The organism is Pseudomonas sp. TE3728 (genome assembly GCF_056279145.1).
The window spans coordinates 325,123-347,570 of sequence record NZ_JBWBQT010000001.1; the positions used below are offsets into that span (position 1 = coordinate 325,123).

At 60.4% G+C, this 22,448-nt stretch carries 19 protein-coding genes and 2 pseudogenes; 2 read left to right on the top strand and 19 right to left on the bottom strand.

Annotation, left to right across the window (positions count from 1 at the left end):
- Positions 1 to 4: 4 nt before the first annotated feature.
- The 7 genes and pseudogenes from ACZ89R_RS01445 to argH all read right to left on the bottom strand — a co-directional run bounded on the left by ACZ89R_RS01445 (position 5) and on the right by argH (position 7,655).
- Positions 5 to 1,396 carry an MmgE/PrpD family protein gene (locus ACZ89R_RS01445; RefSeq protein WP_429546982.1) on the bottom strand — a complete coding sequence of 464 codons (1,392 nt, stop codon included), beginning with the start codon at positions 1,394 to 1,396 and terminating at the stop codon, positions 5 to 7.
- Complete coding sequence (locus ACZ89R_RS01450; RefSeq protein WP_429546981.1) at positions 1,393 to 2,280, bottom strand: polysaccharide deacetylase family protein; 888 nt, start codon at positions 2,278 to 2,280, stop codon at positions 1,393 to 1,395. Before ACZ89R_RS01450 ends, ACZ89R_RS01445 begins: the two co-directional genes overlap by 4 nt.
- Positions 2,273 to 3,121: a polysaccharide deacetylase family protein gene (locus ACZ89R_RS01455; protein ID WP_429546980.1), complete on the bottom strand. Its 849-nt coding sequence runs from the start codon at positions 3,119 to 3,121 to the stop codon at positions 2,273 to 2,275. The genes ACZ89R_RS01450 and ACZ89R_RS01455 overlap by 8 nt, the downstream gene beginning before the upstream one ends.
- Before the next feature lie 402 nt (positions 3,122 to 3,523).
- Positions 3,524 to 4,348, bottom strand: coding sequence for an ABC transporter substrate-binding protein (locus ACZ89R_RS01460; RefSeq protein WP_429546979.1), 825 nt, complete (start codon positions 4,346 to 4,348; stop codon positions 3,524 to 3,526).
- Between the two features lie 53 nt (positions 4,349 to 4,401).
- On the bottom strand, positions 4,402 to 5,166 hold the full coding sequence (locus tag ACZ89R_RS01465; RefSeq protein ID WP_429546978.1) for an amino acid ABC transporter ATP-binding protein: 765 nt from the start codon (positions 5,164 to 5,166) through the stop codon (positions 4,402 to 4,404).
- A 10-nt stretch (positions 5,167 to 5,176) separates the two neighbouring features.
- Positions 5,177 to 6,055, bottom strand: a complete 879-nt coding sequence (locus tag ACZ89R_RS01470) for an amino acid ABC transporter permease (RefSeq protein ID WP_052966338.1) — start codon at positions 6,053 to 6,055, stop codon at positions 5,177 to 5,179.
- Between the two features lie 173 nt (positions 6,056 to 6,228).
- Positions 6,229 to 7,655 (bottom strand): annotated as a pseudogene (gene argH / locus ACZ89R_RS01475) (argininosuccinate lyase).
- A 321-nt stretch (positions 7,656 to 7,976) separates the two neighbouring features.
- Between argH and ACZ89R_RS01480 the strand changes: the two are divergent.
- Positions 7,977 to 8,942, top strand: a complete 966-nt coding sequence (locus ACZ89R_RS01480) for a LysR family transcriptional regulator (RefSeq protein ID WP_429546977.1) — start codon at positions 7,977 to 7,979, stop codon at positions 8,940 to 8,942.
- 283 nt (positions 8,943 to 9,225) lie between these two features.
- Here ACZ89R_RS01480 and ACZ89R_RS01485 read toward each other — a convergent pair whose 3' ends face one another.
- The 4 genes and pseudogenes from ACZ89R_RS01485 to ACZ89R_RS01500 form a co-directional block, all read right to left on the bottom strand.
- A complete protein-coding gene (locus ACZ89R_RS01485; RefSeq protein WP_429546976.1) occupies positions 9,226 to 10,605 on the bottom strand; it encodes a UDP-glucose dehydrogenase family protein in 1,380 nt (459 codons plus the stop codon).
- Complete coding sequence (gene arnF / locus ACZ89R_RS01490) at positions 10,602 to 11,015, bottom strand: 4-amino-4-deoxy-L-arabinose-phosphoundecaprenol flippase subunit ArnF (protein WP_429546975.1); 414 nt, start codon at positions 11,013 to 11,015, stop codon at positions 10,602 to 10,604. The genes ACZ89R_RS01485 and arnF overlap by 4 nt, the downstream gene beginning before the upstream one ends.
- The gene (gene arnE / locus ACZ89R_RS01495) at positions 11,012 to 11,356 is read right to left on the bottom strand and encodes a 4-amino-4-deoxy-L-arabinose-phosphoundecaprenol flippase subunit ArnE (protein WP_008072369.1); all 345 of its coding nucleotides are present in this window, start codon (positions 11,354 to 11,356) and stop codon (positions 11,012 to 11,014) included. Before arnE ends, arnF begins: the two co-directional genes overlap by 4 nt.
- A pseudogene (locus ACZ89R_RS01500) lies at positions 11,353 to 11,643 on the bottom strand (lipid IV(A) 4-amino-4-deoxy-L-arabinosyltransferase); the annotation flags it as partial. The pseudogene ACZ89R_RS01500 and the gene arnE, both read right to left, overlap by 4 nt.
- A gap of 237 nt (positions 11,644 to 11,880) precedes the next feature.
- On the opposite strand from ACZ89R_RS01500, the gene ACZ89R_RS01505 reads away from it, so the two are divergent.
- A complete protein-coding gene (locus tag ACZ89R_RS01505; RefSeq protein ID WP_429546974.1) occupies positions 11,881 to 12,819 on the top strand; it encodes a site-specific integrase in 939 nt (312 codons plus the stop codon).
- 9 nt (positions 12,820 to 12,828) lie between these two features.
- On the opposite strand, the gene ACZ89R_RS01510 is transcribed toward ACZ89R_RS01505, so the two are convergent.
- The 8 genes from ACZ89R_RS01510 to ACZ89R_RS01545 form a co-directional block, all read right to left on the bottom strand.
- Positions 12,829 to 13,584, bottom strand: a complete 756-nt coding sequence (locus ACZ89R_RS01510; RefSeq protein WP_429546973.1) for an ABC transporter ATP-binding protein — start codon at positions 13,582 to 13,584, stop codon at positions 12,829 to 12,831.
- Positions 13,578 to 14,639 carry a FecCD family ABC transporter permease gene (locus ACZ89R_RS01515; RefSeq protein ID WP_038983252.1) on the bottom strand — a complete coding sequence of 354 codons (1,062 nt, stop codon included), beginning with the start codon at positions 14,637 to 14,639 and terminating at the stop codon, positions 13,578 to 13,580. Before ACZ89R_RS01515 ends, ACZ89R_RS01510 begins: the two co-directional genes overlap by 7 nt.
- The gene (locus ACZ89R_RS01520; RefSeq protein ID WP_429546972.1) at positions 14,636 to 15,820 is read right to left on the bottom strand and encodes an ABC transporter substrate-binding protein; all 1,185 of its coding nucleotides are present in this window, start codon (positions 15,818 to 15,820) and stop codon (positions 14,636 to 14,638) included. Before ACZ89R_RS01520 ends, ACZ89R_RS01515 begins: the two co-directional genes overlap by 4 nt.
- A 63-nt stretch (positions 15,821 to 15,883) precedes the next feature.
- Entirely contained in the window at positions 15,884 to 18,316 is a 2,433-nt protein-coding gene (locus ACZ89R_RS01525) for a TonB-dependent siderophore receptor (protein WP_429546971.1), read from the bottom strand.
- A gap of 100 nt (positions 18,317 to 18,416) precedes the next feature.
- Complete coding sequence (locus tag ACZ89R_RS01530; protein ID WP_429546970.1) at positions 18,417 to 19,394, bottom strand: FecR domain-containing protein; 978 nt, start codon at positions 19,392 to 19,394, stop codon at positions 18,417 to 18,419.
- Positions 19,395 to 19,910: a sigma-70 family RNA polymerase sigma factor gene (locus tag ACZ89R_RS01535; RefSeq protein WP_429546969.1), complete on the bottom strand. Its 516-nt coding sequence runs from the start codon at positions 19,908 to 19,910 to the stop codon at positions 19,395 to 19,397.
- An 81-nt stretch (positions 19,911 to 19,991) separates the two neighbouring features.
- On the bottom strand, positions 19,992 to 21,176 hold the full coding sequence (locus tag ACZ89R_RS01540) for an aminotransferase class V-fold PLP-dependent enzyme (protein WP_429546968.1): 1,185 nt from the start codon (positions 21,174 to 21,176) through the stop codon (positions 19,992 to 19,994).
- Positions 21,177 to 21,192: 16 nt separating this feature from the next.
- Positions 21,193 to 22,437, bottom strand: a complete 1,245-nt coding sequence (locus ACZ89R_RS01545) for an MFS transporter (RefSeq protein ID WP_429546967.1) — start codon at positions 22,435 to 22,437, stop codon at positions 21,193 to 21,195.
- Positions 22,438 to 22,448 lie beyond the last annotated feature (11 nt).

Sequence of the window (22,448 nt, forward strand, 5' to 3'; positions counted from 1 at the left end):
ATATTCAATTCAACCACCGATCAAGCGCCCGAACCGATTCCAGCTCTTCCAGCCGCCACAACTGCTCAAGCAACCCTTTCGCCTGCTCCTGCGGCATAACCCGCCCCGCCAGACTGAAGAACTTCTCCTCCAGCGCCTCATCACTCAGCGGATTGCCCGGCGCACCCAGCGGCACCTCAACACACAGGCTTGCGTGCCGACCGTCCACGGTCTGCAGGCTGACCACAGGCTCGCCATCCTCCGACAGTAGCGGGTCGACTTCAAGGTGAATGCGTGACATCCAGTGAGCAATTCGCGGATGGTGGCGCTGTTCGTCGTCGTAGGCTTCCAACCGGCAATGCCCATGGACCAGTTGGGCGGCGAGGGCATAGCGCAGGCTCATTTGCGCAGCCGGCAGGGTGTTGATGCCCTGACCGCCACACATGTCCTGAAGAAATCCGCACAACGACACCTGAACGCTCTCGACCTGATCCGCGCTGACCTGCAATTGATCCAGCAACAGGCCCAATGCATCGATCGCCGAATGCGTCCCCCGGCATGCCGCATAGGGTTTGATCGAGCAGCGGGCGAGTTTCCATACCTGTCCCAGTTCGGCATCCAGTGCCTCGGGTACGGCGGTATCCGCCGCGAGGGTCTTGAGAAAACCGCCCCAGACATCATCGAACAATTTTGTCGGCCCGGTGATGCCATGTTGCGCAAATCGCGCCGCCAACAATCCACCTTCGGCAGCCCGTCCGCTGTGGAGTTTTTTGCTTTGTGAGCCGTCATGAATGAACGCCCACAGGCCGCCGCTGAAACTGCCGGCAATGCCCAGCGCCGCCAGGGTTTGTTGGGCATCCAGCCCCAGAATTCGTGCACTGGCCGCCGCTGCGCCAAACACCCCACACGTCGCGGTGGAGTGCCAACCGGCGCCGTTGTGGGCCGAGTAACTGCCGCAGGCTTCGAGTACCCGGCGGCCGATTTCGTAGCCGATCACCACGGCGGTGATCAACTCGCGGCCGTTTACCGGTTTTACCGACATCGAGAGCGCAGCCATCACCGCCGGCAGCACCACCGCGCCGGAATGGTCGCAGCCGCCGGTGTCGTCCAGCTCCAGGGCATGCGCGGCGATGCCGTTGAGCATGGCGGCCTGCGCTGCGCCGACGCGCTGACCGGTACCCCAGACCAACGTGCTGCCGGCTTCCCCTTCGAAAACCTGGCGCGCCTGCTTCGCCACATCACTGCCAGCCCCGGCCAGGGTCACGCCGAAGGTGTCGAGGATGTGTCGCCTGGCTTGCGCAACCAACGCGGGAGGTAAATCTTCGAAGCGAGTATCGACGCAGAACTGTGCCAACCGCTCCATCCGCACGACTCCATCGTAGGCGCTACCGAAGGCTGAGATCTGTTGATCTTTCATACGCCGTAATCCCGGTAATGACGTTCGTACACGGCTGCCGGATGATCCTCGGCCACGGGCGCTGCCCATTCAGCCCACCATTGAGCGACCTCGGCACCGGTGGCGATCCATACGTCATCGTGTTGTTGGATGCTTTGTAGCAATTCGCGCAACACGCCGATCCGCCCGGGCGTGGCGATGATCTCCGGGTGCAGCCGCAGCACGTAACACAGCCCGAAGCGGTGAAACCCGGCGAAGTCCATTTGCAGGTTGCCCAGCGTATGGCTGTAAGAGGCAATCCGCGATTGCGCCGGCGGCACCGCCGGGCTGAGGTTGAAGGCGAAGTAGGGCTCATCTTCCAGTTCGTAGTGCAACGGCAGCTCGATCACTTCGGGCGCCGTCGGATGAGCGAAGGGCAAATCATCGCCGCGCCATGACGAGTCCCAGCGGATGCCATGCTCCCTTAACGCTTCAATGAAGCCGGGCGCACCGTTGCCGGCCGGAATACGAAAGCCTGTCGGACGATGACCGATCAACGCGCTCAATGCCGCGCAACCCTTGGCGACCTCGGCGCTTTGCTCGGCCAGCGTCAGCTTGTCGTAGTTCTGATGGCGATACCCGGCGCAGGCAATCTCATGCCCGTCAGCCTGGATCGCTCGTATGTGCTGCGGGTTTTCCTCGGCGACGATGCCGGGAATGAACCAACTGCTGGAAACGCCAAGCTCTTCGAACAGCCTGAGCAAACGCTCGACGCCGCGTTGGGTGCCGTAGCGCCACACCGATAAAGTCTTGTCGCGCCCGGCGACTTCCGGCGCCTGGGTGAGGATGCCGTGGATGTCGTTGTAATCGACGGTCAGCACCACGGCGCAGCGGTAGCCTTTGGGCCAGACGATGGAATCAACCATGGTGATGCTCCTTCAGCCACCAGTGGGCGACGTCGCGGCAGGTGGCGAACCAGACGTCGTCGCGTTGGCGCATGCGTTCGAAGAGTTTTTCCAGAAGCAGGATGCGCCCCGGCTTGCCGGTAATCTTGGGGTGGAACAGGGTGGTCAGGCACAACCCTTCGTCCATGGCGCCGTCGAACTCGCGGCACCAGTTGTCGAGGGTCAGCGCGTAGCTGGCGGTGCGGTCCAGTCCCGACGGAAAGTCCGGCGCGCGGGTGTAGGCGAGGGAGGCGTAGTCGTCCATTTCCCAGCGGCCGGGGATTTCCACCAGTGGCGTATCGAAGCCCGGCACGTTGACCAGATACGGCCGATCATCGCCGCGCATGCTGCTGGAATAAGTCACGCCGGCTTCCACCAGCATGGCCGGCGTTTCGGCTCGCCAGTCGCCGGATGGTGTGCGGAAACCTTCGGCGCGGATGTTCAGATACTTCCAGAACACCTCACGGGATTTGTGCATCACGTCCTTCTGCTGGTCCAGCGTCAGGGCGTAAAAGGATTCGTGTTTGTAGCCGTGGTAAGCCACCTCATGCCCGCGCTCGACAATCGCCTGGCACTGTTTCGGCCAGTTCTCCACGACCCAGGCCGGGACGAAAAACGTGGTCGGGATCCGGAACTCGTCGAGCAAATCGAGAATCCGCGGCAGCGCCCGATAGGGGCCATAACCACCGAAACCGAAATACTCGGGTTTACGCCAGATCGAACCGTTGAGCATCGCATCGCCGGTCGGGCCATCGAGGTCGAAGGCCAGGGCGAGGCAGGCTGTGTGCTGGTCCGGCCAGGTCGGTTGGGGTGAGGAGGACATGTGGTGCTCCAACTATTTAAAAGTAAACGCCGAACCCTGTGGGAGCGGGCTTGCTCGCGAATGCGGTGTGTCAGTCAACATCAATGCCGGCTGACAGGGCCTCTTCGCGAGCAAGCCCGCTCCCACAGGTTTTTCGGTGGGCCACAACATCATGATCGACCCAGATTTAGTGTGGGAGCGAGCCTGCTCGCGATGAGGCCGGCACATTCAACATCCATGTCATCTGACAGACCGCTATCGCGAGCAGGCTCGCTCCCACAGGTTTTTCGGTGGGCCACAACATCATGATCGACCCGGATCTCGTGCGGGAGCGAGCCTGCTCGCGATGGGGCCGGCACATTTAACATCTATGTCATCTGACAGGCCGCTATCGCGAGCAGGCTCGCTCCTACGGGGCAAGCATTACTTGCCGGCGTTAATGGTCACGGTCTTGATTGCACCCAGTTCCAGGTCCCACTTCTTCAGGATCGCCTGGTAACTGCCGTCATCGACCATGCTCTGCATCGCCACTTTCACCGCTTCACTCAGCTCAGGCTTTTTCTTGCTCACGCCCAGACCGGTGAACTGCTTGGAAATTGGCAGTCCCACGGTTTTGTACATGTCCTTTTCCTGGGTCTTGAGGTATGGCAGGGTTTCGCTGCCTTGCATGGCCGCGTCGATACGGCTCTGACGCAGTTGCGCGCGCGCATCGGCCGAGCCTTCGGTGCCGATCACGTTGATCGCAGGCTTGCCGGCGGCTTCGCAGTTGGCCTTGCTCCACTCGGCGATTTCCGCCGGGAAGGTGGTGCGGCGGCTGGTGCCGACTTTCTTGCCACACAAATCAATGATCTCGTTGAAATCCTTGTTCTTCTGCAAGGTGTAGAACTGCGGACCGCTGGTGAAGTAGTCGACGAAGGTTACGCTGGCCTGACGCTCTGCGGTGTCGGTCATGCCCGACATCACCATGTCGACGCGGTCGGTGGTCAGCGCGTTGATCATTTGCTCAAAGCCGGTTTCCTGCCATTTGATCTTCACGCCCAGCCGCTCGGCCAGGGCGTTGCCCAGGTCAACGTCGAGCCCGGTGAGGGTGTTGGTGGCCGGGTCCTTGAAATCCATTGGCGGGTAGTTAGGCATGATTGCCACAACGACCTCGCCCTTGTCCTTGATGCTGGCCGGTAGCTCGGCGGCCCAGGTGAAGCTGGAAGCCATAACGCCTGCGAGTACTGCTGGGATAACTATGTTCTTCATGGTCGTTCTCTTATGAGTGTTATTACGCAGCTCTTGGTTTGCGAGGCTGGCGCTTAGGTTCGAACGGCAGAAATGAAGCTTTGGGTGCGTGGGTTTTGCGGACTTATTAGTATTTCTTCGGGGCTTCCAGCCTCCACGATCTGTCCTTCGTCCATGAACACCATGCGGTTGGAAACCTCGCGAGCGAAGCCCAGTTCATGGGTAACGACGATCATGGTCATGCCGGTCTGCGCCAGATCGCGCATCACCGACAGCACCTCACCGACCAGTTCCGGGTCGAGTGCCGAAGTAGGTTCATCGAACAGCATCAGCTTGGGTCGCATGGCCAACGCGCGGGCAATCGCCACCCGTTGTTGCTGACCGCCCGACAACTCGATCGGGTAGCTGTTGCGCTTGTCGGCCAGGCCGACGCGAGCGAGCAATTCCAAGGCTTCTTCGTGCGCTTCTTTGGGCGAACGCTTGAGCACCTGACACGGCCCTTCGATGATGTTTTGCAGCACAGTCATGTGCGGGAACAGGTTGAAGCGCTGGAACACCATGCCGGTGGCCAGGCGCTGACGGGCGATCTGTGTTTCGTTGAGCTCGTGCAGTTTGTTGCCCGCGATGCGGTAACCCACCAGTTCGCCGTCGACCCACAGGCCGCCCTTGTCGATTTTTTCCAGCTGATTCACGCAGCGCAGCAGGGTGCTCTTGCCGGAGCCGGACGGGCCGATGATGCACAGCACTTCGCCTTGCTCGACCTCGATGTTGATGTCCTTGAGCGCGTGGAAATGGTCGTAGTACTTGTTCAGGCTCACGGCCTTGACGATGCTTCTCATGTTGAACTCCTCAAGAACGCTTGCCGGCGCCGCGAGCGAAACGACGCTCCAGTCGGCTTTGACCAAAGGACAGCACGGTGACGGTGGCCAGGTACCAGATACCGGCGACGATCAGCAGCTCCATCACGCGGGCGTTGGCGTAGTAGATGTTCTGGGCGTTGTAGAGCAGTTCCGAATACTGGATGACACTCGCCAGGGAGGTCATTTTCACCATGCCGATGAACTCGTTGCCCACCGGCGGAATGATGATCCGCATGGCCTGAGGCAGGATGATCCGGCGCAAGGCTTGCAGGCGCGGCATGCCGATCGATTTGGCGGCTTCGTACTGCCCGGTGTCGACCGAGAGCAGACCGGCGCGCACCACTTCGGCGGTGTAGGCGCCCTGGTTGATGCTCAAGCCGAGGAGGGCGGCCACGAACGGCGTCATCAGGCTCACCGTGTCCATTTCGAACAGGCCGGGGATGCCGATGGTGGGGAAAATCAGCGCCAGGTTGAACCACAGCAGCAGCTGCAGAATCAGCGGCGTGCCGCGAAACAGCCAGGTGTAGGTCAGCGCCACATAGCGCAGGATCGGGTTGGCCGACATGCGCATGATCGCTGTGATCACCCCGAACACGATGCCCAGCGCCATCGCCAGCACCGCCATGACGATGGTGTTGAGCAGGCCCCACATAATGGCCTGTGAGGTGAGGAACTGGCCGATGTACGACCATTCGATCTTGCCTTCGGCGAAGGCCCGTACCAGGCCGACAATCGCAATCACGATTACCGTGGCGAAGAAAATCCGCCCGTAATAACGCCGTGGCACATGCTGGTACTGGGTGATATCGAACTGGTTTTCCGCCAGTTTGCGCTCCGCCTGGAGTCGTTCTGCCTGAGTCTGGCTCATGTTGGTTCTCCGTATGCCGCGCTCAATCAAGACGGCATGTATGGTTTTTCAGGTTAAGCGCGACCCTGTGGGAGCGAGCCTGCTCGCGATGGGGGTGGGTCAGTCAACATGGATGTCGAATGTAAAACCGCTATCGCGAGCAGGCTCGCTCCCACAGGTTTGGTGGCGTTGATTCAGAGCCGGAAGCCCTGATAGTTCTCGGTCCATTCGTGCTGCGCCGCAAGGGCAGTTTTCAGACGGCCGATCTGCTCGCGCACCTGTTGCGGCGCGGTGCCACCCCAGCCGCTGCGGGCGGCGATGGCGGCTTCCAGCGTCAGGCTGTCGCGCACTTCAGGTTTGAGGCGCGAATCGATCTCGGCCAGCAGCGCCGGGGATGCTTCCCACAATTCGATCTCATGTTTCTCACAGGCCTGGACCAGTGCACCGGTGATTTCGTGAGCTTCCTTGAACGGCACGCCGCGCACCGCCAGCCAGTCGGCCACTTCGGTAGCGAGGGTGAAACCCAGCGGGGCCTGACGACGCAGTTCTTCGACGTTGACCTTCATGGTCGCGACCATTCCGGCCATGGCCGGCAGCACCAGCAGCAGCGTGTCGACGCTGTCGAGCACGCCGTTCTTGTCCTCACTCAAGTCGCGGTTGTACGACAGCGGCAGGGATTTGAGGGTCGACAGCAAACCGGTCAGGTTACCGATCAGGCGACCGGCCTTGCCCCGAGCCAGTTCGGCGATGTCCGGGTTTTTCTTCTGCGGCATGATCGAACTGCCGGTGGCGTAGGCATCGTCCAGCGCGACCCAGCGAAATTGCCGCGACGACCACAGGCAGAACTCTTCGGCGAGGCGGGAAATGTTGATCCCCAGCATGCTGGCGATAAACAGAAACTCGGCAACGTGATCGCGGCTGGCCACGGCGTCGATGGAGTTTCACACACGCCGCTGTAGCCCATTTCCTTGGCCGACTGCTGCGGCAGACGCGCGATGGCGGAACCGGCCATGGCCGCCGCGCCGAGTGGCGACAGCGAGGTGCGCACATCCCAATCCACCAGGCGCTGCACGTCACGCAGCATCGATTGGGCATGAGCCAGCAAGTGATGAGCGAAGACGATTGGCTGGGCCTGTTGCAAGTGGGTGAACCCAGGGCAGATGCTCTCGATGTGTTGCTCGGCCTGATCCACCAGCGCTTGTTGCAAGGCCAGCACTTCAACGGCCAGGGTACGCACGTGATCACGCAGGAACAGGCGCAGGTCATTGGCGGTCTGGTCGTTGCGCGAGCGGCCAGCGCGCAGCTTGCCGCCCAGTGTGCCGAGGCGTTCGGTCAGCAGGCGCTCGATGAACGTATGGACGTCTTCGTCATCCAGCGTCGGCGCGATGCTGCCGGCACGGAAGTCATCACCGATACGCTCCAGGGCGTCGAGCATGGTCTGGGTTTCCTGCTCGCTCAGAAGCCCTGCGCGCTGCAATTCCCGGGCATGCGCCTTGGAGCCGGCGAGGTCGTACGGGGTGAGGCGAAAGTAGCGCTCGGGACAACGGGACAGGGCCGCCAGGGCTTCGGACGGGCCGCTCTTGAAGCGGGCACCCCAGAGACGGTCGGTGGATTGAGACATTGTTGTTTTCCTCGTCGTAGAGCGAATTGAAATCGGTATGCCGTCAGATCGAAGCGATATCTCATGTAGGAGCTGCCGAAGGCTGCGATCTTTTGATCTTGATTGACCCATAAAAGATCAAGATCAAAAGATCGCAGCCTTCGGCAGCTCCTACGTCGAAGTGTCAGCTTTTAATAGTTCGAAATCAGTGAGTTGGCACTGATTGACGGGATTTATTAACGGTTGCCAAGCCTTGTTTTCTGTGTTCATTATTATTAGCCAGCACTGTTTTTGTTGTTGGGCACAGATTGTTGAATAGGGCGCCAGAGGTAAATAAGCATTATGGAAACCCCACTTTCCAATTCCGGAAACCCGCCGCTAAAATCGGTGCATCGGGCACCGCTGGCCCTCAGCGGTCTGGACTTCAAACTGCTCAAAGTATTCAAGGCTGTGGTCGAGGCTGGCGGCTTCAGCGCAGCGCAGAATGAGCTGAATGTGGGCCTGGCGGCCATCAGCAAACAGATCTCGGACCTCGAGATTCGCATTGGCATGCGCCTGTGTACCCGAGGGCGGGAAGGGTTTCACCTGACCGAAGAAGGGCGTCTGGTGTACCAGGCATCAATCGATTTATTTGCCTCGGTCGATAACTTCCGTGATCGGCTTAGTTCGGCGCAGAACGAACTTATTGGCGACCTTGGGGTGGGTGTTATTGATAATGCGATCACCGACGATAATTCACCGTTAGTTGCGGCGCTTAGAAAAATAAATGAAGAGTCGCCAAAAGTAAGGTTTCAACTTCAAGCGTCTCAGTTAGATGAGGTAGAAAGAGGCGTAGTCGAGGGGCGGTTAGTGGCCGGGATCGTGCCGGTTTATCAGAGAAGAGAGGAGTTCGATTACTTTCCGCTTTATGAGGAACGCTCGTACGTGTATTGCGCCGTCGGCCATCCGCTGTTCTCGGTGCCGGAGGCGGAGATGGGCAGCAATGTGTTGCAGGATTACGAGTGCATTAACCACCGTTACGCGATCCATCGAGACAAACTGAATTTTGCCCGCTACGACAGCTTTTCCGCATCGGCAACTCAAGTGGAAGCCGTGGCGCTGCTGGTCAAGACCGGCCGTTTCGTGGGTTTTCTGCCCGAGCATTACGCGGCAACCCTGGTGGCTCAGGGGCAGTTTCGGGCGGTGCGGCCGGACCTGATCAACATCGTCACGCCGTTCAATCTGATCCTGCGTCACAACACTGTGCGCAGTCCGCTGGTGAAGGCGTTTGCCCAAGCGTTGGGGGTGGATTTGAAGGCGTCGGTTTGACCTCAAACGCAAGTGTTCAAGCATGGCTAACAATAACCAACAGACAATACTTCTATGTAGGAACTGCCGCAGACTGCGATCTTTTGATCTTGATCTTCGGCAACTTCGAAGCCGCCAAAAGATCGCAGCCTTCGGCGGCGCCTACAAAGCCTGCGTACACCGAGCTTTGTGTAGGAGCTGCCGCAGGCTGCGATCTTTTGATCTTGATTTTCGGCAACTTTGAAGCCGCCAAAAGATCGCAGCCTTCGGCAGCTCCACAAAGGGGGGCTGGAAGATGGGCGCGTCACGCCACGACCGAGGCCGCTGGCCATTGCTGATGGGGAATCGGCAGGTTGCGTGATTCGCCACGGCCCATCGGGAAGTACAGAAAACCACTGCGGGCCAGGCGTTCGGCGTCGTACAGGTTGCGCCCGTCGAAGATCACCGGAGCATTAAGCCGTTGCTGGATCAGATCGAAGTCCGGCGCCTTGAATTGCTGCCATTCGGTGCAGATGATCAAAGCGTCGGCACCCGCGAGCACCGATTCCGGCGTACCCATGAGCATCAGCTTCGATTCGTCAGGATAAAGTTGTTGGGTTTCCTGCATGGCTTCCGGGTCGAACGCCCGCACATGGGCCCCGGCAGCCCACAGCGATTCCAGCAGCACCCGGCTCGGCGCATCGCGCATGTCGTCGGTGTTGGGCTTGAAGGCCAGGCCCCACACGGCGAAGGTTCTGCCGCGCAAGTCGCCCTTGTAGAAGGCGTTGATGCGTTCGAACAGTTTGTGTTTCTGCCGCTGGTTGATGGCTTCCACTGCTTGCAGCAGGTCGCTGGAGCAATGGGCCACTTCGGCACTGTGAATCAGCGCGCGCATGTCCTTGGGGAAACACGAGCCACCGTAACCGCAGCCGGGATAGATGAAGTGATAACCGATGCGTGAATCGGCGCCGATGCCCAGCCGCACCGATTCGATGTCGGCGCCCAGGTGTTCGGCCAGCTCGGCGATCTGGTTGATGAAACTGATCTTGGTCGCCAGCATGCAGTTGGCGGCGTATTTGGTCAGCTCGGCGCTGCGCAGGTCCATGAACATGATGCGGTCATGGTTGCGGTTGAACGGGGCGTAGAGATCGCGCATCACATCGCGCACATCATCGCGTTCACAGCCGATGATGATGCGGTCCGGGCGCCGGCAATCGGCCACGGCCGAACCTTCCTTGAGAAACTCGGGGTTGGAGACGATATCGAACTGCAGCAGTCGACCGACCTTGAGCAAGCACTTTTCGATATGCGCGCGCAACGTATCGCCCGTGCCCACCGGTACCGTGGATTTCTCCACCAGAATCACCGGTTGTTCACGATGACGCGCCACCGCTTCACCCACCGACAGCACGTGGCGCAGGTCCGCTGAACCATCGTCCCGGGACGGCGTGCCGACGGCGATGAACAGCACCTGGCCATGTTGCACCGCGAATTTTTCCTCGGTGGTGAACTGCAGCCGTTTGGCTTCCAGGCTTTCGCGCACCAGGCTGGCCAGCCCCGGTTCGAAGATGCTGACATGGCCTTGTTGCAGCAACGCAACCTTCTTCTCGTCAATGTCCATGCACACCACGTCGTGGCCGACTTCAGCCAGGACGGCAGCTTGCACCAGGCCGACATAACCGCTACCAAATACGCTGATTTTCATGGAGCTCTCCTGATAGTGGACGCGTGAGCAGGTCGAGAGTTGATGGTGATGACACCGAGGATGACCAGCGCCACCCCCAGGGTTTTCGAAAGGCTGAAAGATTCGTTGAACAGCGGCAGGCTGGCGGCCAGCACGTACACCAGCGCGTAGCTGATGCTCAGCAGTGAATACGCCCGCCCCAGGGGCAAATCCCGCAGGGCGGCGAGCCAGGTGAACATCGACACGGCATAGGCGAGAATGGCGGCCAGCACGGCGACTACGGCGGACACATCGACGCTGCCGTTGCTCAAGGCGGATATCAATTGTTCGGGATGGGGCAGGCGGGTCATGCTCCAACGCATACCCAACTGCGCGGCGCTGCCCAGCAGCACGCTGCCCAAGGCGAAGGCGAGTCCGCGACGCAGGCTCATGCGTGTTGCCCCAGCAGCGCCACGCCAGCGATTACCAGCGCCACGCCCAGCCAGTGACGGCGGTCGATGGTTTCATGAAAGACGAAGCGGGCGACCAGTGTGATCAACACAAAATTCAGGCTGAGCATGGGATAGGCGACGCCGACTTCGAGGCGCTGCAACACCAGCAGCCAGACCAGCAAGCCCAATCCCAGAGAGGCGAGCGCCAGCCACAGCCACGGCGAGCGCAGTTTCTCGCCCCAGCCCGACGTCTTGCCGCGCCAACTTTCCACGGCGTATTTCTGGGCGATTTGGCCCAGGCAGGTCAGCAGGCAGGCAGCCAATACGAGCAGCAGGCTCATGACACCCCCTGAGGAAAGATCAGAATCACCAGGTTGCCTTGTTCATGACGTTTGCCATCCTTGGGCAGTCGTTCGATTTCTTGCAGCTCGCCATCGCCCTTGACCCACATCACCACGCCGACCGAACCACTCTGGCGGGCTTCGCGCATCCACTGTCGCACCTTGTCCGGGTCGACTCGCTGCTTCACTGAATCAGGATAGGCGAGGTCATATTTCAATTCGCCTATCGTGTTGTATAACGCCACGTCGGGGCGTTTCAGGCGTCAGGCCAGGCCAGAAGCGGCGCCGGCCAGCATAGTGGTCTCGCTCATTGCAACCGTTGATATCCAGTCAAGCAGACGTTTGGCATTGGCGATAAGCCAAGAAGCCATCAATTGACTTTTTCGGCCATGACCGGCAGCGTGACGGCCCCTCGGGCTGGTCGAATGCAGGTAATAGCCCGACAGAAATCCCTCGTTTTTATCTTAAGTAAATTTCATTGTTCAGTTGTTTTGTTGAACTTTATTCATTTCAAGGCCGTTTCATTGATTGACTTACCTGCTACTGAATCCAGCGTTTCCAAAGCCAACCCGTTAACCCTGTACCTGGCGCGTCTGGCACCGTCCAGCCAGTTGACCATGCGTTATGTATTGCAGGACGCCGCCGACCGTCTGGACTTCGAAGACATGAACATCGAAGAGATTCCCTGGCATCAACTGCAGCCCGAGGATGTCGTTGCACTGGTGGCGACCTTGCGCGAAGACGGCTACGCGCCCAATACCTCGTCGCTCTACGTTAATGCGGTGCGCGGGGTGATGAACGAAGCGTGGCGCATGAGCCTGATCAGTCAGGAGCATCTGCTGAAAATGCGTTCGGTCAAAGGCATTGCCGGCACGCGACTGTCCCAGGGGCGCAACCTCAAGCGCACCTTGATCCGCGATCTGATGGAGGTCTGCGCCGCCGATCCACGGCCACAAGGGCTACGGGATGCGGCAATCATCGGGATTCTGTACGGTTCGGGGATGCGCAAATCGGAGTCGGTGAATCTGGACCTGGCCCAGGTGGACTTCACCGAACGCAGCCTGTGCGTCACCGCCAAGGGCAACAAACAGTTGATCAAGTACGCGCCAGCCTGGGCCTTCGCCAAACTGGATGCGTGGCTGGAGTTGCGGCGTTCGCAGTTAAAGGAGGGCGAGACGGATGATCCGTTCCTGTTCAACCGCATCCGCCGTGGCAGCCACATTACCCGCGAGCGCATCACCAAGCATGCGATTTACTACATTGCCCGGCAACGCGGTGCGCAGGTCGGGGTGAAAATCATGCCGCACGATTTTAGGCGGTCGTTCATCACTCGAGTGATTGAAGAGCACGACCTGTCGATCGCCCAGAAACTGGCCCATCACAGCAACATCCAGACCACGGCCAATTACGATGTGCGCGACGACAATGAACGCCGTCGGGCGGTTGATCGCTTCGACCTTTGACGGCGGGTTTCAGACGATATCGTCGATCAGAATGTGACTCTGGGCACGGCTGCATTTCTCGATACGCGCTTCGACCTTGTAGACCTCGCGCAGCATCTGCTCAGTGATCACTTCATCGCTGGGCCCGCTGCCGTGGCTGGTGCCGTTGGCGATGACCAGCACCTGATCGGCGAAGCGCAGGGCCTGATTCAGGTCGTGGATCGCGATGAACACAATCACCTCGCGTTTGCGCGCCAGTGCGCGCATGAAGTTCAGCACTTGCACCTGCCGATGCATGTCGAGGGCGCTGGTCGGTTCGTCCATCAGCAAGATTTCCGGTTCGCGCACCAGGGTTTGCGCAATCGACACCAGCTGTTGCTGGCCGCCGCTGAGTTCGCCGAGGTTACGAAAGGACAGCTCGGTGATCCCCAGCGCGCCGAGGATGTCGTCCACCAGCCTCAACTCGTCGTCGTGCACGACCCAGCCAGGCGTCAGTTGTTTGCGCGCCAGCAACACCGACTCGTAAACCGTCAGACGTGCGCTGGCATTCAGGCCTTGAGGCATGTAGCTGATGCCTCGTGAGCCTTTTTTCGAGTTTTGCAGAATGACTTGTCCTGGCCCGTCGATCAGCCCGGCCATGCGTTTGAACAGTGTCGACTTGCCCGCCGCGTTCGGCCCGACCACGGCGACCACCTGGCCACCGGTGAAGGTCGCGGTGGTCACGCCGCAAATGATCTCGCGCTGGCCGTAGCGGGCGCCAAGGTTCTCAAGCTGGATCTTCACCATGAGTTTTTCTTCCCGCTGAGAATCAGAGATATGAAGAACGGTACGCCGATCAGCGAGGTGACCACGCCGATGGGAAATATCGCACCCGGGATCAGGGTTTTACTGACGACCGAACTGGCAGACAGAATCAGCGAACCGGTCAGCAGCGAGGCGGGTAAAAAGAACCGTTGATCTTCGCCGATCAGCATCCGTGCTATATGCGGCCCGACCAGCCCGATAAAACCGATAGTGCCAACAAACGCCACCGGAAACGAGGCGAGCAGGCTGACCATGATCAGCGTCTGAAAGCGCAGGCTGCGCACGTTGATCCCGAAACTCGCGGCCTTGTCATCGCCCAGGCGCAGGGCGGTCAAAGCCCAGGCACGTTTGGCGAAGATCGGCAGGGTGATCAGGATCACCAGGCAGATCACCCCGAGTTTTGGCCAGGTGGCTTTGGTCAAACTGCCCATGGTCCAGAACACCACCGCCGCGACGGCTTGTTCGGTGGCGAAAAACTGCACCAGCGCCAACAGCGCATTGAAGGTGAACACCAGCGCAATGCCGAGCAGCACGATGGTTTCCGCCGTCACACCACGGCGCATGCTCAGGAAGTGGATCAGCAGCGCGGAAAGCATCGCCATGATGAAGGCATTCACCGGCACCATGTACTGCGCCGCCAACGGGAACAGCGCCACGCCGAAGGCCAGGCCCATGGCCGCGCCGAAACTGGCGGCGGCAGAAATGCCCAAGGTGAAAGGACTGGCGAGAGGGTTGTTGAGGATGGTCTGCATCTGCGCGCCGGCCAGCGACAACGCCGCACCGACCGCCACTGCCATCAGCGCCACCGGCAGACGGATTTCCCACATCACCACCCGCACTTGCGCCGAGGCGGTGTCCGGTGAAAACAGCGCGTTAAGCACTTCGCTCAAACTGTAACTGGCGGGGCCCAGGGCCAGATCCAGCAACACGCTGCACACCAGCAACACCACCAACGCCGCGAGGATCAGCCGTTTGCGCAGCACCAGTTGGCGATACGTGTCGCGCTGTACGATCTGCGCTTCACCCAGAGAACTCATTGACGGCTCTCCTTCAGGCTGACGAAGTAACCCGACTCGTACGGTACCGGCAGGAATCGCTCATGCAGTTCGCGAAACGAAGCGTCGGGATCGAGGTCGGCAAACAGCGTCGGGTGAAACCATTTGGCGAGTTGCTGGATGGCCACGAATTGGTAAGGGCTGTTGTAGAACTGGTGCCAGATCGCATGAAACGCCTGAGTGTCCTGAGCCTTGATCCCGGCATATGCCGGGCGCTGGGTGTACCAGGCCAGTTTGCGTCGGGCCTCTGTGAGGTCGGCGCCCGGGCCGACGCCGATCCAACGCCCACTAGGCGCGAAGGCTTCCCAGTTGGCACTGGTCACGACCACGTGATCCGGGTTGGCGACGATCACCTGTTCAGGGTTCAACTGGCCGAAGGTGCCCGGAATGATGCCTTTGGCGATGTTATTGCCGCCGGCCATTTCAACGAAACGACCGAAGTTCTCATTGCCGAAACTCAGGCAACAGTCGTCGGTGTAACCGCCGATACGCTCGATGAACACGTTCGGGCGAGGCGCTTGACTGGCCTTGATGACGTCGGTGACGCGGCGGATCTGCTGGTTGCGAAAGTCGATGAACGCCTCGGCGCGCGCTTCCTTGCCGAACAGCTTGCCGAACAGGCGCATGGTCGGTTCGGTGTTGTCCATCGGGTTGTTGCGAAAATCGACATAGACCACCGGAATGCCCAGGGCGTCGAGCTTCTCGATGTAGCGAGCGTCTTCGGTGGCGTGTTGGGCTTCGATGTTGAGGATGATCACGTCGGGCTGCTGCGAGATCGCTTGCTCGATGTCGAACGTGCCGTCTTCAAAGCCGCCGAAGGTGGGGATCTTCGCGATGTCGGGGAATTTGCGCAGGTAGGCGCCATAGGTGTCCGGATCGGACTGGATCAAGTCTTTGCGCCAACCGACGATGCGCTCGATCGGATTCTGCGTATCCAGTGCGGCGACCAAGTACAGCTGTCGACCTTCACCGAGAATCACCCGTCTGACCGGCAGGTGCACCTTGACCTTGCGGCCCAGCAAGTCAGTCACCGTGACTGCTGCAGGGTCTTGAGCGGCGGCGACCGCATTGCGCGGCGCCAGTGAAAAAAACAACGCCACGCCCAGCACTCCTGCCAATAGCAGGGCAACGAAGGCGTGGCTGTGTCGATGAACAGATGCCATGGTTGAAGCCTTTACAGGGCCAGCCCGAGCAGCGGTTCAGGCCACTGCTCGGGCTGAACGTTTTCAGAAATCGACGGTGGCCGACAGTTGCAGGGTGCGCGGCGAACCTTGGGAGAAAGCGCCGTAAGACGCGACACCGGACCAGTACTCACGATCGAACACGTTCTGCACCGTCGCCCGGAACGTGGTCGGGCGTTCCGCGATGCGGGTGGCGTAACGCGCACCAACATCGAAGCGGGTCCATGGATCGAGTTCCTGGGTGTTGGCCTGGTTCACGTATTGGCTGCCGGTGTAGATCGCGCCGCTGGTCAGCGTCAAACCCTCCACCCACGGGGTGTCCCATTCGGCCCAGAGGTTGGCCTGAACCTCGGGCACACCCACCGGTTTATTGCCGCGATTGGCGGCGGTGCCGGTTTTGGTCAGTTCGGCGTCGAGCAGGGTCACACCACCGAGCAGGCGCGTGCCCTGGGCGATTTCACCGAACACGTTCAACTCGACGCCACGGTTGCGTTGCTCGCCTTGCACCGAGAACACGCCGTTGGCCAGTTCGCCGCTGGGCTTCTTGATCTGGAACAGGGCGAGTGTAGAAGTGAAGGTGCCGTAGTCGACCTTGACCCCGACCTCCTGTTGGCGGGAAATGTAAGGTGCGAAGATCTCGCCCGAGTTCGAGGCCGTGGCAGGCGCGATGTCGCCTTTGCTCAAGCCTTCGATGTAGTTGTAGTAGAACGAAACGTGATCCCAGGGTTTGACCACCACCCCGAACAGCGGCGTGGTTTCGCTTTCATCGTACGAGGTGGTGACCACGCCGGCGGTGTTGTAGTTATCGGACTGGATATTCTGCTTGCGCAGGCCGAGGGTGACCTGCAAACGTTCGTCCATCATCGACAGGGTATCGGCCAGGGCCACGCCGGACAGCTCGGTCTCGGAGACTTTCAGCGCATCGGGGCTGGCAATCGACGGCTTCGGACGGTCGACCGGGTGATACATGTTCGACAGAACCGCCGGCCCGGAGTTGATGCCCCTGGACAACTCGTCGCGGTAACGGGTGACCTGCACGGTGGTGCTGTGGTTGATCGGGCCCGTGTCGAAGCGCACGCGGGCACCGGCATCGACGGTGTAACGCTCGACTTCGAATTTGTAATAGCCGGGAACCGAGCGCGTATCGCCAGCGCTGTTGAGGATGGTCGGGGTCTGGTCGGACATTCGCGCGACATCCGATTTGCCGCCGCCGGCGTGGGCGAACACGGTCAGGGCGTCGTTGAGGTCGTACTCGGCACCGAGCAAGGCGGATTTGTCACGGGTTTCAGACCAACCCCATTCCTGGCTGACGTTGGTACGGCCATTGGCTGCGGATGGAACGTCCACGCCGGAAGCAATGAGGAACGGTCGTGACGCGGCGTCGAATTGTTCCTTCTGGCTGATCAGGTCCAGGGTGGTGCGCAGGCGGTCACCCTGATAATCCAGCGAGATCGAACCGATATCGACGTCACGGGATTGATCGTCGATGGCGGTGTCGCCTTGCTGGGTACTGCCGTTGATGCGCACACCGAACTGGCGTTCCTCACCAAAGCGCCGACTGACGTCGATGTGCCCACCGATCTGCGAGTCCATGGCATAGCTGGCAGTGAACCGGGTCAGGTCTTCATCGAGAGAGCGCTTGGGCACCACGTTGATCACGCCACCGACGCTGCTGTTGGGTGACATGCCGTAGAGCAGGGCGCCAGGGCCTTTGATCACTTCGATGCGTTCGGCGTACTCGGTGAACACCCGATAGTTGGGGGCCACGCCGTACACGCCGTCGAACGCCAACTCACCGAGGTTGCCTTCTCCCACCGGGAAGCCACGGATGAAGAACGAGTCGACGATGCCACCGGTCTGGCCCGTGGAGCGCACCGAGGAGTCACGCTCCAGTACATCGGCCACGGTGACCGCCTGCTGATCCTTCATCAGTGCCGAGGTGTAGTTGCTGACGCTGAAGGGCGCGTCCATCACATCTTTGTTGCCCAGCATGCCGAGGCGCCCACCACGAGCGACCTGACCGCCCGGATAAGCCGGCGGCAGGCTATTGGTGCGAGCGTCGATGCCATTGACCGTGGTTTCGTCAAGGGTCAATCCGCCTGCACTGTCGGCCGGACGCGGTGCCAGGGTATAGCTGCCGTCATTGCGCGAGACGATTTCCAGCCCGCTGCCGGCCAGCAATCGGCTCAGCGCTTCCTGCGTCGAGTAAGTGCCCGACAGGCCCGGGCTGGTCAGGCCTTCGGTCATCGAGGGTTGAAACGACAGGGCAATGCCGGCGTCCACGGCAAATCTCGACAACGTTGCACCCAATGGCCCCGGCGCGATGTTGTAGGCGCGGGTGGCGGCGGCATCCAGCTGTACCGGCGCGGCGTCCGAGGCAGACGAGCAGACGGCACCGGTCAGGGCAAGGCTTAGCAACGCGCTACGGACAGCCAGTTTCAACGAGCGATCCGAACACTGAGGGCGTGCAACGAACATGGAGTGATGACCCTTTCGACGAGGTTGAGAAGTTCTTCCTTCCCTAGCCAGTCGAGATCAAAAAAAGTATCACCTGGGCCGCAATATTTTTTTTGCGAGCTCAGGCGGGAGAAAGCGTGACCCAATAGCCGTTTAAATGCCCGGTGGCGATCACCGGGTACGTTTGCACGAGCATGTTCAGGGTGCGTTGGGTGTCGCTGATGGGGAAGGCGCCGGAAATGCGCAGATCGGCAATGGCCGGGTCGCAGCGTACGAAACCTTTGCGATAGCGCGCCAGTTCGGCGAGGAAGTCGGCCAGACGTACGTTGTCAGCCATCAACATGCCTTGAGCCCAGGCGCTGACGGCGCTGTCCACCGGGTTCAACCGGCCAAAGGCTTGCGCGGAAAAATCGGTGCGTTGCCCGGCATTGACGATCAATGGGGCGACGTGACTGTCACGGGGTAACTCGACTCTGACCGCGCCGTCCAGCACGGCAAGGTGGGTGCGGGTCTGCCATTCGCGAACGGTAAACCGTGTGCCCAAGGCCTGCATGCGCCCCTGACGGGTGCTGACCAAAAAAGGTCTGGCCAGGGGCAATACATCCGGCGCGGTCTGCACCAGAATTTCGCCTTCGCGCAAGTTGATCAGTCGCTGGTGAGCGTCGAACAGCACATCGATGGCGGTGTCGGTGTTCAGGGTGATGCGCGAACCGTCGGCCAAGGTCATTTCACGACGTTGGCCGACGGCAGTCCGGTAGTCGGCCGTCCATTGCTGCGATTCCACCAGTTTCCAGCTGCCCCAGCCGGCGGGCAGTACCGCGAGGATGGTCGCCAGTTTTGCCAGTGCGGTGCGTCGCTCAGGATTGCTTGGGCGATCCAGCGCTGACATCGCCAGCGACGGTGGCAGCCCACCGAGCTTGCTTTGCAGCAATTGCGCACGAGCCCAGGCGCGATGACGCTCGGGGCTGCTGACGCGCCAGCATTCCCATTCGGCTCGCTGGGTTTCATTGAAGTCGCTTTCGCTCAGACGCATCAGCCACTCGGCGGCTTCTTCGAGAATTCGCGGATCGATTTGCGCGTCACTGTGGCGAGTCGACATTCATTCCACCAGCATCAGGCATTGCACGAAAGCCTGCTTCATGTAGCGCTTGACGGTAATCAGCGAGACGCCCAGTTGCGCGGCGATGTCTTCGTACTTCAACCCGCCGATCTGCGACAGCAAAAACGTACGCTTCACCAGCGGGGGCAGGGAGTCGAGCATCGCGTCGATTTCGTGCAGGGTTTCCAGCACCATGAAACGCAGTTCGGGGGAGGGCGCTTCGGGCGCGGGCAGCAACGCCAAGGCATCCAGGTAGGCGCGTTCGAGCGCCTTGCGCTGATACCAATTGACCAGAATGCCCTTGGCCACGCAGCTCAGGTAAGCCCGAGGCTGCTCAATGACCGCGACCCGGGAAGCGAGTATGCGAGTAAAGGTGTCCTGTGCAAGATCGGCCGCATCCATGGCGTTGCCCAGTTTTTTGCGCAGAGTGGCGTACAGCCAGCCATGATGCCCGCTGTACAGGGCCTCGATTGTGCGCAGATGATTGTAGTGGGTCGCGGGCAGGGTATCGCTCATGGATGATAATTTTTTGCGATTGAGAAGTATTCCCAATCCTAATGGACGGTGACCCTGCGACGCAAGAGGGGAATCGGTGGCTTACCTTCGCGGCATGCGTTCCAATGCGTGAATCATCGCGTCGATTTCGGCCTCGGTGTTGTAGGCATGGACCGAGGCGCGGCTGACTTCCTGCAAGCCCCGTTGCTGCATGTCGAGCAGGGTCGAGCGGAACGTCGAGGTGGTGACGTTGATCCGTTTGTCTTGTCCCGCCAGCCATTGCTGCACCTGTGCCGCGCCGTGCCCCTGATGGGTAAAGGTGACGATGCCTGATTTGGCTGAGCCAGAATCCTGCGGGGTGACGCCGGGCAGGTTGGCCAGTCGGTGGCGCAGGTAGCTCGCCAAGTGTTGAATGCGTTGCCACATCGGCTCGATGCCTTGGGTCAGGGCGTAATCCACCGCAGCGCCGAGCCCCAGTTTCGCGGCGACGTTGCATTCCCAGTTTTCGAAGCGTCGGGCATCGGCACGAATCTCGTAGCTGTCGGGTGACAACAGGGCGGCCGAATGCAGGTCCAGAAATGCCGGCTCCAGACGTTCGCATAGAGACTTTTCGATATAGAGAAAACCCATGCCCCGTGGCCCGCGAAGGTATTTGCGGCTGGTGGCGGCGAGCAGGTGGCAACCGATTTTCTGCACATCGATGGGCATTTGCCCGACTCCCTGGCAAGCGTCGAGCAAAAACAGTACGCCCGCAGCACGTGCCAGTGCGCCGATTTCCTCGATGGGCTGGACCGGCCCGCCGTTGGTGGCGATCACCGGCAACGACACCAACGCCACGCGATCATCGCCGAGCATGTCTTGCAAGGCTGGCAGCGATACCTGGCCCTGTTCATCATTGGGGATGATCCGGATCTCGATGCCGCGCAGCTTTTTCAGTTGCAGATAGGGAATGTAATTGCCGGCGTATTCGGTGGTCGACGTCAGCACCACATCCCCCGGCCCCAACGGCAACGAATAGAACGCCATGTCCCAGGCTCGGGTGGCGTTTTCGATCACCGCGATTTCGTCCGGGCGGGCGTTGATCAGGCGGCCAATGGACCCATAAACGTTTTCCAGCTCAAACGCCCGTTGTCCGGCTGCCTCGTAACCGCCCAGGCTTGCTTCGAGTTGCAGGTGACGGGTCATGACATCGATGACCGGATCGGGCATCAATGCCGCGCCGGCATTATTGAAGTGGATCAGTTGCTCGACACCCGGAGTGTCGGCACGCAATTGTTCAATGTTCAAACGGGATTCTCCTTGATCAGTCGCCGGGCGGGACCTGACTCGGCTGCATCACCACCGGCCAATAGCGCAGGGCGACAATCGGAAGCAGCGCGACCACATAGGCCAGGCAAACAAACAGGTAGGTGTATTGCAAACCGTAGACCTGGCTGAGCAAACCACCGGCGCAGATGCCTGCGATGGAGGCGAACTGCGCGGTACTTTGGGCAATCCCCAGCACGTAACCCTGCTGTGAGCGGTCGGCGGTTTTCGAGATCAGCGCCATCAGCACCGGCGTCGTCGCCCCCAGCAGCACGCCCCACACGAAGTAGGCAATGACAAACACCACCGGGTTGCGGGTGATGCCGGCCACGGCGGTCAGGCCTATGCAACCGATGACAATGTAGGTGATGCGGTGCAGGGTGTCCTGCTGGCTACGGTGTTCGAAGTAGCGCGACCACGGCGTAGCCGAGATGATGAAACCCAAGGCCAGCAAGCCATAGCACAGCCCGACCACCGAGTTGCTGACCTCGAACACCGAGCTGACATACAGCGAGAACGAAGTCTGCGGCAGCATTCGCGCCAGCAACAGAATCCCCATCACGCCGAGCAACGACAGCAGTGGTGAACCTTGCCATAGGCTGCTTGAACGGCTGACCGGTGCCGCGGCATCCACCACCGGGGCTTTCTTCACCGGTGGCACATCCGGCAAGGTCACGGCCGCCACCACGGTGCAGATCGCACAGAGGGCCGCGGCAATGATGTTGATCCAGAAGAAGGTCGCGTAATCGAGGATCAGCCCGCCGACCACGGCACCGAGCAACGAACCGACGTTGGTGGATATTTGCAGGATTGCAAACAGCCGCGCCCGGCGTGAAGGCGCTTCGATGCTGACGCCGTAAGCCTGGGCCGGGGCGATGTAGCCGGCGAACGCGCCCTGCAAAAAACGCAGGAGCAGGATCACCCAGATATCGCTGAAGAGGGCCAGCCCAAGCTGGGTCAATGACAAACCGGCCAGGGCGCGGATCATCATCAACTTGTGGCCATACCGGTCGCCGATACGACCCCAGAATGCACTGGTCAGAATAATCCCCAGCATCGGTCCGACGTAGACGGCGATGCTGGCGAAGCTGATCACCGACTCCGACGACGTCAGCCCACGCAGGTGGACGGGCCAGAACGGCCCGCTCATTTCCATCGCGCCCATGGAGATGAGCTGGATCGCGAACAGAAGATAAATCAGGATTCTTACGCTCGAACCCTGGATGGCACCTGCATGGGACATGAGTCAGCCTC